Origin of the sequence: Streptosporangium fragile (assembly GCF_039534445.1) — a bacterium.
Classification (GTDB): domain Bacteria; phylum Actinomycetota; class Actinomycetes; order Streptosporangiales; family Streptosporangiaceae; genus Streptosporangium; species Streptosporangium fragile.
Genome location: NZ_BAAAVI010000039.1, coordinates 64008 through 83477 on the forward strand (window position 1 = coordinate 64008; position 19470 = coordinate 83477).

12 protein-coding genes and 1 pseudogene are annotated in these 19470 nt (G+C 71.3%); 5 read left to right on the forward strand and 8 right to left on the reverse strand.

What is annotated here, in order from left to right:
- Positions 1-27 precede the first annotated feature (27 nt).
- On the reverse strand, positions 28-453 hold the full coding sequence (gene dtd, locus ABD841_RS24560) for a D-aminoacyl-tRNA deacylase (RefSeq protein ID WP_344976299.1): 426 nt from the start codon (positions 451-453) through the stop codon (positions 28-30).
- 57 nt (positions 454-510) lie between these two features.
- On the opposite strand from dtd, the gene ABD841_RS24565 reads away from it, so the two are divergent.
- A complete protein-coding gene (locus ABD841_RS24565; RefSeq protein ID WP_344976302.1) occupies positions 511-1452 on the forward strand; it encodes an asparaginase in 942 nt (313 codons plus the stop codon).
- A 220-nt stretch (positions 1453-1672) separates the two neighbouring features.
- Here ABD841_RS24565 and ABD841_RS24570 read toward each other — a convergent pair whose 3' ends face one another.
- Positions 1673-2224 (reverse strand): GlcG/HbpS family heme-binding protein, encoded by a 552-nt coding sequence (locus ABD841_RS24570; RefSeq protein ID WP_344976305.1) that lies wholly within the window; start codon positions 2222-2224, stop codon positions 1673-1675.
- A 198-nt stretch (positions 2225-2422) separates the two neighbouring features.
- On the opposite strand from ABD841_RS24570, the gene ABD841_RS24575 reads away from it, so the two are divergent.
- Entirely contained in the window at positions 2423-3727 is a 1305-nt protein-coding gene (locus ABD841_RS24575) for a sensor histidine kinase (RefSeq protein ID WP_344976308.1), read from the forward strand.
- Positions 3724-4347, forward strand: a complete 624-nt coding sequence (locus ABD841_RS24580; RefSeq protein ID WP_344976311.1) for a response regulator — start codon at positions 3724-3726, stop codon at positions 4345-4347. The genes ABD841_RS24575 and ABD841_RS24580 overlap by 4 nt, the downstream gene beginning before the upstream one ends.
- 122 nt (positions 4348-4469) lie before the next feature.
- Here the strand turns inward: ABD841_RS24580 and ABD841_RS24585 are convergent, their stop codons facing one another.
- Complete coding sequence (locus ABD841_RS24585; RefSeq protein WP_344976314.1) at positions 4470-6182, reverse strand: DUF2207 domain-containing protein; 1713 nt, start codon at positions 6180-6182, stop codon at positions 4470-4472.
- A 270-nt stretch (positions 6183-6452) separates the two neighbouring features.
- On the opposite strand from ABD841_RS24585, the gene ABD841_RS24590 reads away from it, so the two are divergent.
- Both ABD841_RS24590 and ABD841_RS24595 read left to right on the forward strand, forming a co-directional pair.
- Positions 6453-7355, forward strand: a complete 903-nt coding sequence (locus ABD841_RS24590; protein WP_344976317.1) for a neutral zinc metallopeptidase — start codon at positions 6453-6455, stop codon at positions 7353-7355.
- Positions 7356-8033: 678 nt separating this feature from the next.
- Positions 8034-8663 (forward strand): SGNH/GDSL hydrolase family protein, encoded by a 630-nt coding sequence (locus ABD841_RS24595; RefSeq protein ID WP_344976320.1) that lies wholly within the window; start codon positions 8034-8036, stop codon positions 8661-8663.
- A gap of 112 nt (positions 8664-8775) precedes the next feature.
- On the opposite strand, the gene ABD841_RS24600 is transcribed toward ABD841_RS24595, so the two are convergent.
- From ABD841_RS24600 to ABD841_RS24620, 5 genes and pseudogenes are all read right to left on the reverse strand, one after another.
- Entirely contained in the window at positions 8776-10416 is a 1641-nt protein-coding gene (locus tag ABD841_RS24600; RefSeq protein ID WP_344976323.1) for an endo-1,4-beta-xylanase, read from the reverse strand.
- Positions 10417-10530: 114 nt separating this feature from the next.
- Positions 10531-12102, reverse strand: coding sequence for a cellulase family glycosylhydrolase (locus tag ABD841_RS24605; RefSeq protein ID WP_344976325.1), 1572 nt, complete (start codon positions 12100-12102; stop codon positions 10531-10533).
- Positions 12103-12275: 173 nt separating this feature from the next.
- Positions 12276-14820, reverse strand: a pseudogene (locus ABD841_RS24610) (glycoside hydrolase family 9 protein); the annotation flags it as partial.
- A gap of 98 nt (positions 14821-14918) precedes the next feature.
- On the reverse strand, positions 14919-17807 hold the full coding sequence (locus ABD841_RS24615) for a glycoside hydrolase family 48 protein (protein WP_425582032.1): 2889 nt from the start codon (positions 17805-17807) through the stop codon (positions 14919-14921).
- 642 nt (positions 17808-18449) lie between these two features.
- Positions 18450-19470, reverse strand: a 1021-nt coding sequence (locus ABD841_RS24620) for a TolB-like translocation protein (RefSeq protein WP_344976334.1), incomplete at its 5' end; no start/stop codon positions are given.

Sequence of the window (19470 nt, forward strand, 5' to 3'; positions counted from 1 at the left end):
CGCGGGGCCGGCGGGGCCCGCGGGGGCTCAGACCTCCAGGATCAGCGTGATCGGGCCGTCGTTGGTCAGCCCGACCTTCATGTCGGCGCCGAACACCCCCGTCTCCACGTGGGCGCCCAGCGCGCGCAGCTCGGCGCAGACGGCCTCCACCAGCGGCTCGGCGACGGGACCGGGGGCGGCGGCCTGCCAGGTCGGCCGGCGGCCCTTGCGGGCGTCCCCGTACAGGGTGAACTGGCTGACCACGAGCAGTGGCGCGCCGATGTCGGAGCAGGACTTCTCGCCCGACAGGATCCGCAGGCCCCAGAGCTTGGCGGCGAGCTTGGCCGCCTGGGCCGGGGTGTCGGTGTGGGTCACCCCCACCAGCACCAGCAGGCCGGGCTCGTCGATCGCGCCCACCGTCACGCCGTCCACCACCACCGACGCGGAACTCACCCGCTGTACGACCGCACGCATGCCCCCATCATTCCGTGTTCTCCGGCCTCCCTAGAATCTGGGCGAAAGGAGACGAAGGTGTCTGCTGAGTCATTGCTCGTCGAGGTCGTCCGCTCGGGGTTCGTGGAGTCCACCCACCGGGCGCGGATGCTCGCCGTCGCCGCCGACGGGTCCCCCGTCAGGGTCCACGGGGCGGTGGACGCTCTCGTCTCGCCCCGCTCGTCCATGAAGCCGCTGCAGGCGCTGGCCATGGTCCGCGCGGGGCTCTCCCTGGAAGGGGAGCTGCTCGCGCTGGCGTGCGCGAGCCATGCGGGGGAGCCGTTCCACGTGGAGGGGGTCCGCAGGATCCTCACCGGGGCCGGTCTGGACGAGAGCGCGCTGGGGTGCCCCGAGGACCTGCCGGAGGACACCGCCTCTCGTGAGGAGCTGCTGCGCTCGGGCGGTGGCCGTGCCCGGGTCTACATGAACTGCTCGGGAAAACACGCGGCGATGCTCGCCACCTGCGCGGCCAACGACTGGCCGCTGGAGACCTACCTCGACCCGGCCCACCCCCTGCAGCGGGCCGTCCGCGCCACCGTCGAGGAGCTGACCTGCGAGCGCGTCGCCGCCACCGGGGTGGACGGCTGCGGCGCCCCGCTGTTCTTCGTCTCCATGGTGGGCGTGACCCGGGCGTTCCGGACCCTGGTCCAGGCCCCGCCCGGCAGCCCCGAACGCCGGATCGCGGACGCCTTCCGGGCCCACCCCGAGTGGACGTCGGGCACGGCCCGCCCCGAGGCCAGGCTGATGCGCGCGATCCCGGGTCTGATGGTCAAGGCCGGTGCCGAGGCGTTCGACGCCTTTGCCTTCTCCGACGGCCGCTCCGGCACCGTCAAGATCGAGGACGGTGGCCAGCGGGCCCGGCTCCCGGTCACCGTCGCGGCCCTGGGCGCCCTCGGTTTTCAGGGCCCGGAGCTGGACGAGCTCACCACGGGGGTCCTGCTCGGCGGCGGGCGCCCCGTCGGCGAGATCCGCCTGCGGTAGGGGCCGGCTCGCCGGGGGGCGGGAACCTGAACCCGCGCGGGTGCGGGGGAGGAGAACGGTGCGGTGGCGGGCCGGCCGGTGCGGGAACCCCGAACCCGCGCGGGTGCGGGCCGGTGCGGGGACGGGCCCACACCCGGGACGGCGGGACCTCGAAACCCGGGACGGCGGGACCTCGAACCGCTCGGACGTGGGGCCGGCGCGGGCACATGCTCCGCAGGGTTCAGGAACCCGGGTGCAGAGCCTTGAGGCCGGCGCGGGCGATGGCCTCGTCGATGTCGCCGCTGGGCGCGCCGCCCACGCCGATGCCCGCCACCGGGACGCCGCCCGACACGGCCGGGACGCCTCCGGCGAGGAAGAGCGTGCCGGGGATGTCGCGGATGGTCGGGCCGTCGCCGGAGACGCCCTTGGCCAGCTCGCTGGTGGCCCGGCCGAAGGAGACCGCGGTGAAGGCTTTGCGCCTGGCCGACTCCTCGCTCTGCGGGCCGGCGCCGTCGCCCTTCAGCACCAGGCGGGTGGCGCCGGAGCGGTCGACGATCGCGACGGTGACGCGCTGCCCCTGCTTGGCGGCCTCCTTGCGTACGGCCTCGGCGACCTTCAGGGCTGCCTCGGCGGACAGCACGCCGGTCTGCAGGACGTCGTCCGCGGCGGTGGACCGCACCGCCGTCTGCGGAGCGGCGGTCTGGGCGGCGGCGACGCCGGCGCCCCCGGCCAGGAGGGCGAGACCCGCCAGGGAACCGGCGATCGCACGTGTGCGCAGGGAAAGGGTCTTCATGGTGTTTCTCCAGTTCAGCGCGGTGGAACCTGCCAGGGATAAGGCTGTCCGAGGCGTCGGCGCCCGGCATCGTGAGCACGGTCGAACGCCGCGCGACGGAAGACCGACCCGGGGGTCGGCCGATCGGTTGATGCGCCGGCTCCCGGAAGGGGCCATCCTCGGGAGACGGCGCCGCGACGAGCGGGACGGGGGCGGGTGATGAGGGAGCTGGTATGGCTCAACCGGGCCATGCACCTGGGGTTCTACGTGCTGCTCGCGGCTTCGGCCACGCGCCTGGTCTCCCGGCACGGCATGGACTCCCGGACGGTCGCCGCGCTTGCCGTCTGCGGCCTGCTCGCCTTGGTCTACGCCGCCGGCGTCGTCTTCTGGGACGGGCTCGGCCACCGGCGCCCCGTCTGGCTGGGCTGCGTGGTCGCGGTCTGGCTGTTCCTCGTGGCCCTCGCGCCCTCGTTCAGCTGGTGCGCGGTGCCGCTGCTCTTCCTGTGCCTGCGGCTGCTGCCGCCGCGCGGCGCCGTGGTCGCCACCGCGGCGCTCACGCTCGTCGTGATCGCCGCCCAGCTCGTGATCGCCCGCGAGATCGACGTGAGCCTGGTGCTCGCGCCCATCGGCATCGCGACCATGACCGCGGTGATCTTCTGGGAGCTGCAGCGGGAGAGCGCCGCCCGGCAGCGGCTCATCGACGACCTGATCAGCACACGCGGCACGCTCGCCGAGGCCCGGCACCGCACCGGGGTGCTGGAGGAGCGCGAGCGGCTGGCCAGGGAGATCCACGACACCCTCGCCCAGGGGCTGACCAGCATGGGCATCCTGCTCCAGGCCGCCGACCGGATGTGGGCGACGGATCCGGACCGGGCCCGCGCCCACCTGCGGCGGGCCGCCGAGGCGGCGGCGGAGAACCTGGAGGAGGCCCGGCGGTTCGTACGCGACCTGCGGCCGTCCGGCCTGGAGGGGGCCTCACTGCCCGAGGCGCTCGCCCGGCTGTGCGGGAGCGTCGACCGCGACACCGGGCCGCGGGTGCGCTTCCGCCGCGAGGGCGAGGAGTACCCCCTGGCGGAGGAGGTGCAGGCGGTGCTGCTCAGGGTGGCGCAGGGCGCGCTGGCCAACGTCCGCGACCACGCGGGCGCGGGCCGGGCCATGGTGACGCTGTCGTACCTGGACGGCGAGGTGACACTGGACGTGTTCGACGACGGTGTGGGGTTCGCCGAGCCCACCCCGCTGCCCGGCCGCGGGTACGGGCTGCGCGCCATGCGCGACCGGTTGGCCGAGGCGGGCGGCTCCCTGGTCGTCGAGAGCACGCCGGGCGAGGGTACGGCGGTGGCGGCGGCGATCCCGGTGGGACCGGTGGTTGGGGCGGATCGGCCGGATCGGCCGGGTCCGCCGGATCCGGTGAGCCCGGCAGGTTCGGCGGGGCCCGGTCCCGGCCGGGGCGGTCCGGGGGAACCGGACGGTCCGGGCGGTCCGGGCGGTCCGGGCGGTCCGGCGGGCGGGACGGAGGGGCGATGAGACTGTTCCTGGTGGACGATCACCCGGTGGTCCGGGCCGGGCTGGTGGCCCTGCTCGGCGGTGAGGGCGACATGGAGGTCGTCGGCGAGGCCGGGGGCGGCGAGGAGGCGCTGCGGGGCATCGCCTCGTGCGCGCCGGACGTGGTGCTCATGGACCTGCAACTCGGTGACGGCCTCGACGGGGTGGAGGTCACCCGGCGGGTCCGGGAACTGCCCTCGCCGCCGCAGGTCCTCGTGCTGACGACCTACGAGACCGATGCGGACATCCTGCGGGCCGTCGACGCGGGCGCGACCGGCTACCTGCTCAAGGCGTGCCCGCCGGAGGAACTGTTCCAGGGCATCCGGGCCGCGGCCAGGGGGGAGACCGTGCTGTCGCCGAAGGTCGCGGGCAGGATGATGCAGCGGATGCGCCACCCGGGCGTCGCGCTGAGCCCCCGGGAGGTCGAGATCCTGGAGCTGCTGGCCAGCGGGGCGGGCAACCGGGAGATCGCCAGGCGCCTGTTCATCACCGAGGCGACGGTGAAGACACACCTGGTGCACGTCTACGCCAAGCTCGGCGTGGACACCCGCACCGCCGCCGTCACCGCCGCCGTCGAGCGGCGCCTGATCCGCCTGACCTGAGCGGGAGGCCGGATCCGCCCGGCCTGAGCAGGGGCCTGGCGGGCCGGGTCTGAACGGGGAGAGGCGACTGCCGGGCCTGCGGCGACGGCCCGGCTCGGGCGTCGAAAGGCGGCGGGCCGGGCCTACAGCGAGCGGAACTGGCGGGTGGCGGAGATCGCGCCCGAGGTCGTCATGGTGAACGTCCGCATCGAGTCGGCGAACCTGGACAGGTCCCACTCGGCGGGGCCGTGGTACCAGTACAGGTTGTCGGCCTGCTGCCCGTCGCCGGTGACCGAGGAGACCACCCGGGCCCAGCGGTCGACGCTGTCGAAGATGACCGCGTAGGGCAGGTAGCGGGAGAACAGCTCCACGCGCTGGGCCGCCGGGACGTCCGTGCCGATGTCGCCCTGGGCGAGGTACTCCCGGAAGCCCAGTGTGTGGGCCAGCGCGGTCGAGCCCTTGACGGTCTTGGCCGGCATGTACTGGCCGCCGACGGCCAGCGCGGCACCGGCGATGATCAGTGCCAGGCCGATCAGCCCGTACGTGGTGAACCAGGCCAGCGCGACGGTGGCGAGGACGCCGGCCGCCGTGAGCACCATGCCGGCGGTCGTCCAGCGGGTGCGGACGGTGTCGGGGCGGCGGGCGAACCAGCCCTGCGTGACGACGTCGCGGTAGAGCGCGTCGCGGACCTTGCCGAGGTTGGCCGCGAACGAGCCCTTGAGTTGCGAGAGCAGCACCGCGTCGCGCCCGTCGAAGATGGCGTCGTACAGTTCGCGCTCGTAGGGCATCAGCGAGGAGAGCGGGGCGCTCGGCAGCCGCACCAGCTGCCAGTCCGGCGTCTCGTACGTCTGGCGGGGCTGCTCGTCGATCCGGATGTAGCTTCGCACGGCCAGGTCGACGATCGTGGCGGTCACGTCGATCACGTCGGCCTGCTCGTCCATGAGTGTGCCGATCTGGCCGGGGCGGACCCCGTCGGGTGGGGCGAAGTGGCCGTTCCGGACCGCGGCGAGCGAGCCCGACTCGCTGCCGACCACGCGGGCGTCACGGCCTCGCGTCCAGTACAGCAGGCCGACGCCGCCGAGCATCAGGACCAGCAGGCCGGCCAGCGCGCCACCGGTGAACGCGTTGAGCATGAAGGCGTTGGACAACTCGAAGCGGCGCTCCAGGACGGGCCCGCCCTGGGCGGCGCCCGCCGGGTAGCCTGCGACCACGGTCAGCACCTCGCCGGGGTCGAGGCCCTGCTGCCCGAAGTCGGCGACGACGCCCGTGTGGTCCATCGAGGCCTCGGTGCAGGAGATCGCCGAGGTCAGCGGGCCCGCGAAGCAGGAGATGCTCTGGAGCTGCGCGGGCCCGGACACGGTGACCCTGGCCTGCTCGACCGGGACGGACCAGCCGCCCACGGCGTACCATCGCAGCTCCTGGGCGTCGGCCAGCGGTGTCACGGCCCCCTTGACGTCGTACTCCAGGGTGACGGTGCCCGAGGTGCCCTTCAGGGTGATCGTGTCACCGGTCAGCGTGGCCTCGCCCTTGAGGTTGGAGACCTGGTAGAGCCGGTCGTTGCCGTCGTCGTAGCGGGTGCGGTCGACCAGCGTGCGCGACGGCGTGCCGCCCTCGAAGACGATCTCCTCCTTGACGTGGAGCACGCCGTCCGGCCGGAGCTGGAGCTGGACCGTGTCGCTCGTCACCTTGCCGACCTGCCCGCCCGCCTGCTCGCCGGTCTGCGCGGCCCCGGTGGACGCGGTGGACGCGATGCCGGTCCGGCCGGACGCGAGGGCCGGGGACGCGCCGAGCACCAGGGCGAGCGTGGCCGTCGCGGCCAGGCTCGCGACCGCTCGCTGCAAGGAAGATGCCGCCATGGGTGGGGAGCTTAGCGAGATCCACCGGTGCGTGAAGAGCGCCCCCCTTCCACATTTTTCCGGCAATAAACATTATCCGTAGATATCCGCTAGATTGCCGCCCGGAGATCCACTCTTGGGAGAGGCGGACGCATGCGCCCACGGGGACCGAGCCCACTTGTCCTGGGTGTCTTCGGCCTTCTCGCGATGACGTTCGCCGCGGTTGTGGTGATCGCCGGCCTGCTCGCCGGTAACGAGAGCGATGTTCCAGCCAGTCCGTTAACCGCACCCATGGCGACCGAAAAAGCCGCTCCCGTTCCGGCCGGTGACGTGGAGGTCACCCCGCCGGTCTTCAGCCCGCCGCAGCGGCCCAACCTCGGCTCGCTGGGCGACGCGCGGGTCTCGCTGGTCGCCGGCGCGGACGCCGCCCGGCGGAGCACGGCGGTCGACCTGCGCTACATGCGCCGCTCCGACACCGCGTCCCGGCTCAAGCGCAACCCGCTGTACGGCACCGGCCTGATGCGCCCCACCTCGTGCCGCGTCCCCCGGCCCTCGGCCCAGGCCCGCGACATGCTCGCCTACCTCAACGGCGCCACCGACTGCATGGACCGCGCGTGGGCGGCGAAGTTCTCCCAGGCGGGCGCGCTCTTCCTGCAGCCGCGGAGGGTCTTCTGGTCCCGACCGGGCCGCGGCCCCTGCGGCACCTACCCGGCTTCCGGCTCCTCGGCCCACTACTGCCCGTCCAACCGCGGCATGTACATCGGCCTGGACCACGTGATCCAGCAGAGCGACCGGATCGACCCCGCCCGCAACCACGTGCCCTACCTGACCGTGCTGGCCCACGAGTACGGCCACCACGTGCAGTCCATGGCGGGCATCGGCGGCGCCTGGTGGTGGGAGGTCTCCAACAAGTCCCGGGCCCTCCAGGACGCCCACTCCCGCCGTCACGAACTCCAGGCCCAGTGCTTCGCCGGTGTCTTCGTCCGCACCGTACGGGGCTCGCTCGGCGTGACCAACGCCCGCTGGCGGGAGGTGCTGCGGACCGAGTACGGCCGTGGTGACGACCGGAACGGCAACCCGCGGCGTGACCACGGCAACGGCGAGCACTACGCCGCCTGGATCCACCAGGGCTGGAAGTACGCCCGGATCGCCTACTGCAACACCTGGGTGGTTCCCCCCTCACAGGTCAGCTGACCCGCGGCGGGCGTCGACCCCGGTGATGTCCGAAACCCGGGGCCCGGCCGGGCGGGCGCCTGCCTTCCCGCGGGTGTGGAACGTTCCCGTGTCAACGGCGGTTCCCGGCCCGTCGCTCTCGGGTAATCCGAGCTTTTTAAAAGCGTACGGGAAAATTCTCCGGAATCCTGGAATTCGCGCCCAGGGCCCTCGCGGCGGCACGGAACCGGTCCCCGCCGGATAACGGCGAGCATTCACGGGCGGGCCGCATATGGCGCTTTCATTCGGCTCGGTGGGCCGCGCGGCGGGTCCCGGTCCGGCGGCTGAGGGGCGTGGCGGTCCTCGCGGCTCCCGGATGTCTCCCGGTGATCTCCGCCGCCGGGCGCCGGGGCGCCCGTCCCGGTCCCGATCTCACCGCGGCGCGTTCCGGCGTCGGTAGAATGCGGACCTGCTCAAGACGAGCCCGTCGGGGGGTGTCGCCGGGCCGGTCCCGTGAGGACCTGGAGTCCCGGCCGGTGGAGTCGAATCGCCATGCCCGCTCGCGGGCTTCTGCAATCATGTCGGCAGCCTGACGTTTCCCGAGGTGGCATGCGCGCGCCCGTACGTAGAAGACCATGGGCGTCCGCGGTCGCTTTTCTTGTGGTGATTTTGTGCCTTATTTCGGGATGTAGCACGGGGAGCGGAACGACCGTTCCGGCGGTGGTCGGCACCGTCCCGGCCCTCCCCTCCGCCACCCCGCCACCGGCGCCTCCGCAGGCCCCGGTCGCCATGGTCCTCGGCGACAGCTTCACGGTCGGGTCGGGCCCGGTCCGCGCGTGGGACGCCTACGCGACGCTCGTCGCGCGCGAGCTCGGCTGGCAACCGGTCATCGCGGGTGCGGCCGGGACGGGTTACCTCAACCCCGGCAGGGTGGGCCGCACCTTCGAGCAGTCCTTCCGTCAGGAGCTCTCCTGGCGTCCCGAACCCGACCTCCTGATCATCTCGGGCGGGCACAACGACCGCAGGGTCGGCGCGGCCCGGGTCGGGGCCGCCGCCGCCCGTCTGCTGGAGCTGGCCAGGCGGACGTGGCCGTACACCAGGATCGTGGTGGTCGGCCCGATCTGGATGACCAGGGCGCCCCGGTGGGCCTACCTGGTGCGCGACGCCGTCGCGACCGCCGCCGACGAGGCCGCGGTGCCCTTCCTCGACCCACTTGAGCCGCGGGGCGGGCGCTGGGGCCGGGGCACGGTCCTGCCCGACGGCGTGCACCCCACCGCCGCCGGCCACGCCCGGCTCGCGGGCTGGATGATCACCACCCTCCGCGAGTACGGCATCGAGCCTCGCCGCTGACCACGCCCCCGGCTCTGTTCCCGGGGTGCTGACCAGGTCGCCGGTCGCTTCCCGGTGTGCCGCCGCGCGGCGGGACGGGTCCGCCTCCCGCCGCGCGGTCAGGGGCCGGCGGTCAGGAGAGGGTGGGGGTGGGTGGGACGCCGGTGCCGTTCCAGGAGGCGATGAAGCCGAAGGTGGCGGAGCCGTTGGCGGGGATGGTGCCGTTCCAGGCGGCGTTGGTGAAGGTGAAGGTGGGTGGGGTGGCGCTCAGGGTGGAGCTCCACGATTGGGTGACGTTCACGCCGGAGGGGTAGGTCAGTGTGGTCTTCCAGGAGGTGACGGCGGTGGTGCATCTGACGGTGACCTCGCCCTGGAAGCCGCCCTGCCAGAAGTTGACGGTCCGGTACGTGGCCGTGCAGGGGCCGCCGGGCTGTCCGGCCAGGGTGGTGAAGGAGGTGCTTTCGGAGGCGGTGGAGGTGTTGCCGGCGGCGTCGCGGGCGACGACGTGGACGGTGTAGGCGGTTTCGGGGGACAGGCCGGTCAGGGTGAGGGAGGCGGTGGTCGAGGAGCCGAGTTTGGTGCTGCCCCGGTAGATGTCGTAGCCGGTCACGGCCCGGTTGTCGGTCGAGGCGGTCCAGGAGAGTTTGGCGCCGGTGGCGGTGATGTCCGAGACGGAGGGCTTGCCGGGCTTGCTGGGCGCCTCGGTGTCCGGGGTGCCGCCCCCGGCGGCCAGCGCGTCGTGCACGGCCGTGTACGCCGGTTTGGGGTTGTAGGACTCGTCGTAGATCAGGGCCGCGCCCTGGCCGGAGAAGGTGTCGGGCACCCAGGAGTACTTGTCGGTGAAGCCCCAGATCGTCACGCCGGAGCACCGGGTCACCGCCAGGCAGGCGTTGATGACGTTGCTGTAGTAGGTGGCCTGCTGCGCGTCCTTGCTCGCGTCCCGGGGCATCTGCATCCGGATGTCGATCTCGGTGAACCGCACCTCGACGCCGAGGTCGGCGAAGCGCTGCAGGTTCTGCTGGACCTGGCCCGGGAAGCCGTACTGGATGGCCAGGTGGCCCTGGAGCCCGACGCAGTCGACGGGCACGTTCTGCGCCCGCAGCGACCTGACCAGGTTGTACATCGCGGTGCTCTTGGCGTTGACACCCTCGACGTTGTAGTCGTTGATGCACAGCCTGGCGTCGGGGTCGGCCGCGCGGGCGGCGCGGAAGGCGTCGGCGATGTAGCTGTCGCCCAGTTTCTGGTACCAGAACGAGTTGCGCATGTTGCCGTTGTCGTCGAAGACCTCGTTGACGACGTCCCAGGAGACCACCGCCGGGTTGGACGCGTAGCGGCCGACGACCTTGGCGATGTGGTTCTGCATCGCCGAGCGCATGGCGTCGGCGCCGAGGTTCTGCACCCAGTTCGGCGTCTGGCTGTGCCAGACCAGGGTGTGCCCGTGCACCTGCTGGTTGTTCTGGGTGGCGAAGTCGACGATCGCGTCCGCCCCGGACCAGCTGAACTGGTTCTGGCTGGGCTCGGTGGCGTCCCACTTCATCGCGTTCTCGGCGGTGATCTGGCTGAACTCGGTGGAGGCGATGTTCCGGTAGGACGCCTCGTTCGCCAGGGGGGAGGTGGCGAGCGCCGCGCCGATGAACTTGCCGCGCGCGGCGGCGTGCTCGCGCAGGGAGGCGGACGCGTGCGCCGGGGTCGCCGGGAGCACGGCGGTGACGGTCGCGACGAGCGGGAGCAGGGCGAGCGCCCCGGCTGAGATCGCGGTGCGGATGGTGGACATCGGATCCTCTCTGAAGTAGAAATTTGCGTTTTACTGCCGAAACTTTCGGATACGGGCCGAGGGGAGGGGGTACGGCCCGCGGGCCGTACCCCCTTCACGCCGGGGTGGATGGGGTCAGGAGAGGGTGGGGGTGGGTGGGACGCCGGTGCCGTTCCAGGAGGCGATGAAGCCGAAGGTGGCGGAGCCGTTGGCGGGGATGGTGCCGTTCCAGGCGGCGTTGGTGAAGGTGAAGGTGGGTGGGGTGGCGCTCAGGGTGGAGCTCCACGATTGGGTGACGTTCACGCCGGAGGGGTAGGTCAGTGTGGTCTTCCAGGAGGTGACGGCGGTGGTGCATCTGACGGTGACCTCGCCCTGGAAGCCGCCCTGCCAGAAGTTGACGGTCCGGTACGTGGCCGTGCAGGGGCCGCCGGGCTGTCCGGCCAGGGTGGTGAAGGAGGTGCTTTCGGAGGCGGTGGAGGTGTTGCCGGCGGCGTCGCGGGCGACGACGTGGACGGTGTAGGCGGTTTCGGGGGACAGGCCGGTCAGGGTGAGGGAGGCGGTGGTCGAGGAGCCGAGTTTGGTGCTGCCCCGGTAGATGTCGTAGCCGGTCACGGCCCGGTTGTCGGTCGAGGCGGTCCAGGAGAGTTTGGCGCCGGTGGCGGTGATGTCCGAGACGGAGGGCTTGCCGGGCTTGCTGGGCGCCTCGATGTCCGGGGTGCCGCCCCCGCCGTAGATCGTGGCCTCCACGGAGGTCTGCGCGATGCCGTTGGCGCCGTGGAACAGGCGCTGACCCCAGGTGGTGAGGCTGGCGGCGTTGAAGTTGTTCACCTGGTCGAGATACTCGACGCCGCCGCCGTTGCCGCTCCACGACCAGCCGAGGTAGCCGATCCCCCTGGCCTGCGCCTGGGACATGATCGTGTCCTCGTCGGGGTCGCCGTCGGAGTGGTTGAACCCGAACTCGCCGATCACCAGCGGGAGCCCGGCGGCCTGGAAGCGCTGGAGGTAGTCGGTGATCTCGGCGGCCGTGTCGAACACCCCGTACATGTGGACGGAGAAGACCGTGTTGCGCTGCGGGTCGGCCGCGAAGACGGTGGCCGCGTTGTCGCGCATGGTGAAGCGCCAGTCCTGGCCCCAGTTGGGCGCGTCGACCATGAGCAGGTGCTGGAACCCGTTGTCCCGCAACCGGGTGATCGCGGCCGAGGTGGCCTCGGTCCAGCCGGGGGTGGTCGCGTTGTTGCCGAAGGGCTCGTTGCCGATGTTGATGACGACGTAGTCCTCCTGGCCGGCGACCGCGCTCTTGACGCTGATCCAGTAGTCGACGGCCTGGTCGAGGGTGTACGCGCCGCTCTGTTCGCCGTACCCGGTGGTGTCGTGGTTCTCCAGGACGCAGATGAGCTTGTTCTGCTTGCAGAGCGAGACCACGTTCGCCACGTCGGCCGCGCCGTTGGCGGTCCACCGCCCGCCGCTGAGGACCACGCGGACGGTGTTCGCGCCGAGCGACTTGATGCCGGCGAAGGAGCCGGTCTGCGTCGGGTACCAGGTGTGCGCGTGGCTGGTGCCCCGCATGACGAACGTGGTGCCGTTCGCTTCGACGATCTTCGTGCCGCTGACGTGCAGGCCGACCGCGGCGTGCGCGGGCGGGGCGGCGGCGAGTAACGCGAAGAAGGGGAGGAAGAGCGCGACGAGTGTCGCCAGTCGTGTTCGCATGACCTACCTCGGTGGGGGTGGGGGACCGGCCGGGCGGGAGGGGTCCGTCGCGCCCGGCCGGGGTATCGGGGCACCGGCCCGGGGTGGGAGCCACCATCGGGGCCGGGCGCCGGTGCGGCGGGGTACCCGGCTCCGGGTGGGGCGCGCGCCGGGGCCGGGTGCCGGTGGCGGGGTCAGTTCACGGTGCAGGTCACCGGAGCGGGGACGCCGTTGGTGCCGTTCTGGCTCGCGGTGAAGCCGAAGGACACCGAGGCGTTCGGGGCGAGCGAGCCGTTCCAGGTCACGTTCCCGACCGACACGTCCGGCCCGGTCTGGGTGTGCACGCCGTTCCAGAGCTGACTGATCGTCTGCCCGTTCGGGAACCGCCAGGTCACCGTCCAGCCGTTGATCGTCGAGGCGCTCTCGTTCTTGACCGCGACCTCGCCCTGGAAGGCGCCCTGCCAGCTGTTGGCGATCCGGTACGTGACCGAGCAGCCGCCGGCCGGGGCCTCGGCCGTGGTGAAGCCGGTGCTCTCGGACGCCTCGGAGGTGTTGCCCGCCGCGTCCCTGGCCACCACGTGCACGGTGTACGCCGTCGCGGGGGACAGGCCGGTCAGGTCGAAAGTCGTGCCCGTGGCCGTTCCCACCCTGGTCGTGCCGCGGTAGACGTCGTACCCGGTCACGCCCACGTTGTCGGTGGCGGCCGTCCAGGACAGCCGGGCGCCGCCCGCGGTGACCGCGGAGACGGCGGGCTTGCCGGGCCTGGACGGCGCGATCTCGTCGTCCGGGGGCGGCTCGTCACCGGGGGGTGTGCCCCAGATCTTCGTCGTGCCGGAGTGGAGCGTCATGTTCTCCACCCGCACCGGGGTCGCCCCGGGGGTGGTGGCGACGCCCTTGTACGACCAGTCGTCGGCCGGGTCCCACGTGCCGGAGCTGGCGATGCGGAACTGGACCTCGCGCCGGTGCTGCGACTGCCCCGCGGGGGCGATGGAGGTGCCGGAGCAGTCGACGGTGATGTAGTAGGTCTTCCCGGACAACCGGGTCGGCCCGGTCGGGGCCTTGCACTGGGTGTAGGCGGACGACACCGTGATCTGGTCCGCGGTCGTGTCGCCGTCGAGGGTGAAGTAGTAGCGGAACGAGCCGTCGGTCAGCGGGCGCGCGGGCCAGGCCGACTGGTTCCTGACGATCGCCTTGATCTCGGTGAACGTCGGGCCCGCGGCGTTCACCCCGGCCTCCAGGAAGATCTCCGGGCCGTCGGGGGTCTCCGCCACGGGGAAGTTCGCCGCGGGCTCCCCGCCGTACTCCCTGTACAGCCTGGCCAGGGCACTGGTGAAGCCCGCGTTGTAGTCGGTGGCGACCTCGTTCATGACGTAGTCGTCGCGCCTGTCGGTGTACTTGTCGTCGGGGTCGGGCGGGCCGCCGACGAGCGCGCCGTACAGGGTGTGGCGGGTCTCGACCGGGTTGGTGATCTGGTCGGTCCACGAGCCGTGCGCGGTGCGGTGGTGCGGGTTCTTCGGCGGGTTGGCGCCGAAGCCGATCACGTAGGAGGAGTTGCGCGGGTTGTCGCCGAGCGCGTAGTCGATCTGGCGCTTGGCGAAGTCGTGGTACCTCGCCTTGCGCGTGGCGTCGGTGATGGTGTCGCTGTGCACCAGCGCCGCGAACGCGGTGTTGGCCGCGTAGCGGAGCGACCCCCACCGGTCGAGTACGGCCTGGCCGCCCGGCGAGTACTTCACCCGCTGCCCGTTGACCCCGACCGTCCAGTAGTCGAGCCAGCGGTTGGCGTCGTCGAGATATTTCTGCTTGCCGGTCAGCTTGTGCAGCAGCACGTAGGCGCCGTAGGACTTGTCGTCCCAGGCGATCGTCCACCTGTAGGACTTCGTGGTCGACTGCGGCTCGGTGCCCAGGTTGTCGTAGTACGCCTCGGCCTTGGCCAGGTAGGAGGCGTCCTGGGTGGCCCGGTGCAGCCAGATCGCGCCCCAGACCAGCTCGTCGTTGTAGCCGCTCCAGGACTGGTAGTACCCGGCCGCGTCGGTGATGCAGTCGCTGTACTTCTTCCGCACGGTGTCGGCGAAGGCGTAGAGCTGTTTGGCGTGCGTCACCAGCGTGTCGGCGTAGGAGGGGTTCGTCGGGCGGAACACGATCGACGAGGCCGCCATCGCCGCCGCCGTCTCACCGGCCAGGTCGGACCCGCCGCACGAGGCGTCGATCTTGTACGCGGGCCGCTCCATCTGCATCGCCTCGGCCGGGCCCCACCAGGCGTGGTCCTTGCCGCCGTTGCCGACCTGCCCGTAGAGCACGTTGGGCGACGGGTGGGCCTTGATGAAGTAGTCGTTGACGAACCTGAGGTTGTTCAGCAGGTGGGTGAGCTGCCCCGAGGAGGCGTACGCGTCCCGGTACTCGACCGCGCCCCAGGCCAGCATCGTCGTGGTGGCCGCCATCGGCAGGCCGAACTTCACGTGGTCGCCCGCGTCGTACCAGCCGCCGGTCAGGTCGAGCCCGGCGTCCTTGCCGTCGTCGAGCCCGGAGTCGCCGCGCCAGCCGACGCGGTTCCAGCTCGGCAGCTTCCCGGACTGCTGGGCCTCGTAGAACCAGATGGACTTCTGCAGCGCCTCACCGTAGGCGAAGGCGGGCGCGGCCGCCTGGGCGGCGGGCACCGGGACGGCCGCCAGCGCCGCCAGCGCGAGCGTCGCCAGGGATCTCTTCATGCGGGGGGTGCCTCTCGGGAGTTTCGGGAGGTGGTGCCCGGGGCGTGGCGGCAGGTCAGGGGTGCCGCCACGCCCCGGGGTCTGCGGGGAGGGGACCGGGTCGGGGGCAGAGCCGGCCCGGCCCGATCCGGGTCAGGGGAAGAGCCGGCCGTACTCGGCGAGGGCGACGGCGACGTCGACCTGCGCCCAGAACCGGTGGTAGTTGAAGGTGGGTGCGGGGCCGGTGCCCTTCAGGAAGGCGTCGACCTTCGGCCAGTCCGGGTCGTTCTTGTAGAAGGAGCGGATCGACAGGAAGGTGGAGTTGGAGTCGATGACGTCGCCGTTGGGCATCTTGCCGGTCCAGCCCGCCGGGATGTAGATCGGGTCGTCCAGGCGGTTGTAGTCGGCCTTGGTCTCCGGCACCGACACGCCCTTGGCGTCCCGGTTGTTCTTCCACATGCCGTCCAGCAGGCCCTTGGCGATGTTCTTGGCCTTGGTGTCACCGGACTTGGCCGCGTAGTACATCAGGGCCTTGGCGTAGGAGCCCGCGACGCCGACGTCGGAGGTGTAGTCCCGGATGCTGACGTGCAGGCCGGCGTTGGGGCCGGGGTTCTCCGGGTCCCAGGTGTCGGGCTGGCCGGTCCACACCAGCGTCGAGGGGATCTGGAAGGTCCCGTCGGCGTTGACCGTGGTGTTGTCGGTGGCCCACTTGACCCACTTGTCCAGCACGACCTTGGCGTCGGCGTTGCCGGTCGCGTAGTACAGCTCCGCGACCCGCTCCATCGTCCAGGCCTGGAAGCCGAACCACTGGTTGGACGGCGGGTCGTGGTAGACCGGCTGCCAGTCGTAGGCCATGCCGTAGAAGGTCGGCAGGTTCGACGGCGGGGCGGCGTAGTGGCCCTGCCAGCTGTTGGTGGCGCCACCGGCGATCGCGCCCTCGGCCGACTGGAGCCAGCGGTAGAACTCCAGCTGCCGCTTCAGGCTGGTGCTCCAGTCCTGCACGGCGGTCGTGCCCTTGGGCTTGAGCACGTCCACGCTGGACAGCACCCAGGCGGCCATCGGGTTCTGGTAACCGGAGTGGTTGTGGCTGGAGCCGATCCGCCAGGCCCAGCCCGCGGAGCTGTCCAGCGCGCCGCCCCAGGCGTAGTACCAGCTCAGCAGGTAGGACGCGCTGTCCTTGCCGGTGCCGGCCGGGCACGAGGTGCTGGTGCAGCCCTGCTTCTTGAAGTACTTGTCGTACATCGCGTAACGCAGGTAGTCGCCCATCTTCGCGGCCTTGGCGACCGTCGCCGAGATCTGCGACTCCTTGCCCTGCTCCTTGGCCCAGGTGTGCGCCCAGTAGGCCACCTGGACGGCGCGGGCGTCGGCGTCGGGGGCGTTGGTGTACTTCCACTGCTTGGCGTAGCTGCTGTCCCCGGTGAACAGGTCCAGGTAGCCGTTCTTGCCGCCGTGCTTGAAGGTGTCGCAGGACGGCTGCGGGACGGTCTCGAAGACCGACTCCTCGGAGCCGCGCTGGTAGGTGTTGATGTACGCGGGCTTGGTGGTGCCGTCGCCGCAGCGGCCGAAGCCGTAGGTGTTGTCCACGTCCAGCAGCCAGTGCATGCCGTAGATGTCGCTGGTGCCGTACGCGCTCTTCAGCTCGTTCGCGATCGGGTCGACGCCGACGCTCACGCTGTTGTCGAGCTTGGACGGGTACTGCTTGATGTCGTCCCACTCGCCGGCGTAGGTGGCGGGCTTGGACGGGTTGTAGAAGGAGTTGGTCGGCTGGTCCGCGGTGGCCGGGATGATGTACTTCTCCATCGAGGCCCAGGCGTTGTTGAACCTGCTCCAGTCACCGGTCACCTTGCCGTAGGCCGCCTCCAGCCACAGGTAGTAGCTGTAGGCCTCGGAGGTGGTCTCGTGCCCGTGGTCGGGCGCCTCGACCATGAGGGTCTCGACGGAGTGGTAGGGCACGCCCTGTGGTGAGAAGTAGCCGTTCGCCGGATCCTTGATCTTGTTGTACATCTCGGTGAACCGCTTGATGTACTCGTTGTCGCCGCCGGTGGTGTCGTTGTCGACCTCGGTGGCGGTGGACGTGGCCGAGGTGTGGCCGGTGGCGGTCGAGGTGAGCTCGGCGCTGCCCGAGGTCTGGTCGCTGTCCTCGGCGGCGGCGATCCTCACCGTCTGGGCGGTGTTCCAGTTGGCGGGGGTGAAGGTCAGCGACGCGCCGGAGGAGACGGTCAGGTCGCTGTCACCGCTCGTCCTCGCGGTGGTGACGGTGACGTTCGAGGACGGCGCCTTGGAGAGCTTGACGGACAGGGTGGCGTCGCCGCCTTCGGGGACGGCCACCGTGGCCGGGCTGAGGAGCACCGCGGGCTCCGAGCCGGCGCCGACGGTGATGCCGACCGGGTCCGAGGTCTTGGTCGCGCCCTTGTCGTCGGTCGCCCGCGCGGTGATCGAGTAGCTGCCCGCGGGGACGCCCGTCCACTCGTAGGCGTACGGCGCGGTGGTGTCGCTGCCCAGCGGCGTGGTCCCGTTGAAGAACTCGACCTTGCTCACGGTGCCGTCGGCGTCGGCCGCGTCAGCGGTGATCTCCACCGTGGCGGGCGCGGTGAAGGTCGCCCCGGCGGTGGGCTTAGTGATCTTCACGCTCGGGGGCTGGTTGTCCGGGACGGACCCGCCGCAGGCGGTGCCGTTGATCGTGAATCCGGTCGGCTTGGGGTTGCTCCCGGACCAGGTGCCGTTGAACCCGATGCTGGTCGAGGCCCCGGTGGCCAGGTTGCCGTTCCAGTCCATGCTCTTGGCGGTGACGGCCTGGCCGCTCTGCGACCACGTGGCGCTCCAGCCCTGGAGGACCTTCTGGGTGGTCGTGGGGAAGCTGAAACCGAGTGTCCAGCCGTTCAGCGGGTCGCCCAGGTTCTTGATGGAGACGCTGGCGGTGAAGCCGCCCGGCCAGTCGCTGGTCGTGTAGGTGACGTCGCAGGCGATGGCCGCGTGCGCGGGTGAGGCCGCCAGCGCGGTCGTCGTTCCGGCCGCCAGACTGAGCAGCGCCAGCGCGGCCACTCGCCTCCGGAAGCGTGGGAGCGCTCCCGTTCTGATGGGCAATCGGTGCATGGAAATGGGCCTCCAGGGGTGGGATCGCCACGAAGTCGCTGGTCGCTGCTCCGTATCGGATCAGGCGGGGGAGAGAAAATGTGGGAGCGCTCCCATAAGGGATTCTGGGGACGGTGCCCGGGATGTCAATGGGATGTGCCCCCGGTTACACCGGCGTTTCCGGCCCCGTGCCGCCAGGCTGCTGCGATCCACGAGCGACCCGCAGACCCTTCTCCGCCGGGTATGAAACTTTCAGGCCGAGCGCTTGCTTCGCCCCGTGAACGGCCGAGGACCGCCTATGGCCCCTCTCCGCTCTGGCTCCCCCTGGGTGGTTCCCGCCCCGCCGCACGGTCCGTGAAAACCTCACCGTCGCGGCCTCCCGCTCGTGCGGGCGGAACAAGGGGCGGTCGGCGCGGCGGGGGCGTGGTCGAGGGCGAGACAGGTCCACCGCCGGTCGCCGTGCGGTGTCGTCCCGCCGTAGACCGTCTCACCCGCGGGGCGTCCTGCCCGTGCCGCGCCCCGGCATCTCCCGCGAGCACCGGTACGGCTCCGGCCCGGGCAACCGCTCGCACCCCGGTGACCCCCTCGAACCGGAGTGCGGTGCTCGCCCGCTCAGTCGCTGCTGGTGTACGACAGGAACTGCTGCTCGTGCTTCGTGGCGTCGGTGGTGGTGGCGAGCACCCGGTTCACCTTGCCGTTGAAGTCGACCACCACGGCCTGGTAGCCGGAGCCCCTCTTCCGCCAGACCGCGATGTGCCGGTCGTCGTACCAGCCGATGATCCGGTAGGCCGTGAACGAGATCCGGGCCTTCGGTTCCCCGCCGGCGGTGGCGGACCAGACGCATATGTCGTCGGTGTCCCTGCAGTACGTGATCATCAGTGTGCCGGACGGGTTGATGGGCTCTCTCTCGAGCCAGGTCGGGGGGCGGCCCACATCCTGAAGGGTCTGCAGGACGGTGCCCTGCAGGTCGTAGAAGCGGATGCGCTCGGGCTCACCGTTGTTGCTCACCCAGATGCCGACCGCCCGGCCGTCACCTCGCCAGAAGTAGGGCCAAACCGGGGATGTGTCCTGCTCCTTCACCGGGACGACCGTGGCCTTCTTCGTGGCGATGTCGATGATCGCGTAACCGTAGAGCTGCGGGGCGATGTCGTCGTTCTCGTTCGCCTCGTACAGGCTGGCCAGGCCCTTGGTGCCGTCCGGCGACCACCGCAGGTAGGCCGAGTAGAACGGCGACTTGGTGAGCTTGATGTCGCTGGCCCCTCCGGTCCTGTGGTCGACGATCGAGACGATCTCCTCGTCGCTCGTGCTGTAGTAACGATGCGCGGCGAGGGCGTGGGTGCCCGAGGGGTTCGGTACGTATTCCTTGTACACGTCGTTCTTGACGAACTGGCTGGTGTTGGCCTCGCGGACGTAGAAGCTGTAGTCATCCCCTGTCCCCAGGGTGTAGGAGGTCAGCTTGATCGGGTCCTTGTCGCTCTCGTGGATCGTGGTGGAGCTGTCCGGGATCTCGATCTTCCGGTCCGCGGCGGGTACTGAGGGGGTGACCGGGGCAGGGGTGGGGCCGGGGGTGGACCGGGTGGCCGCCTGCCCGGTTCTGCCGGCCTGGGGGTCCGCCGGCGTGTCGGACGAGCCG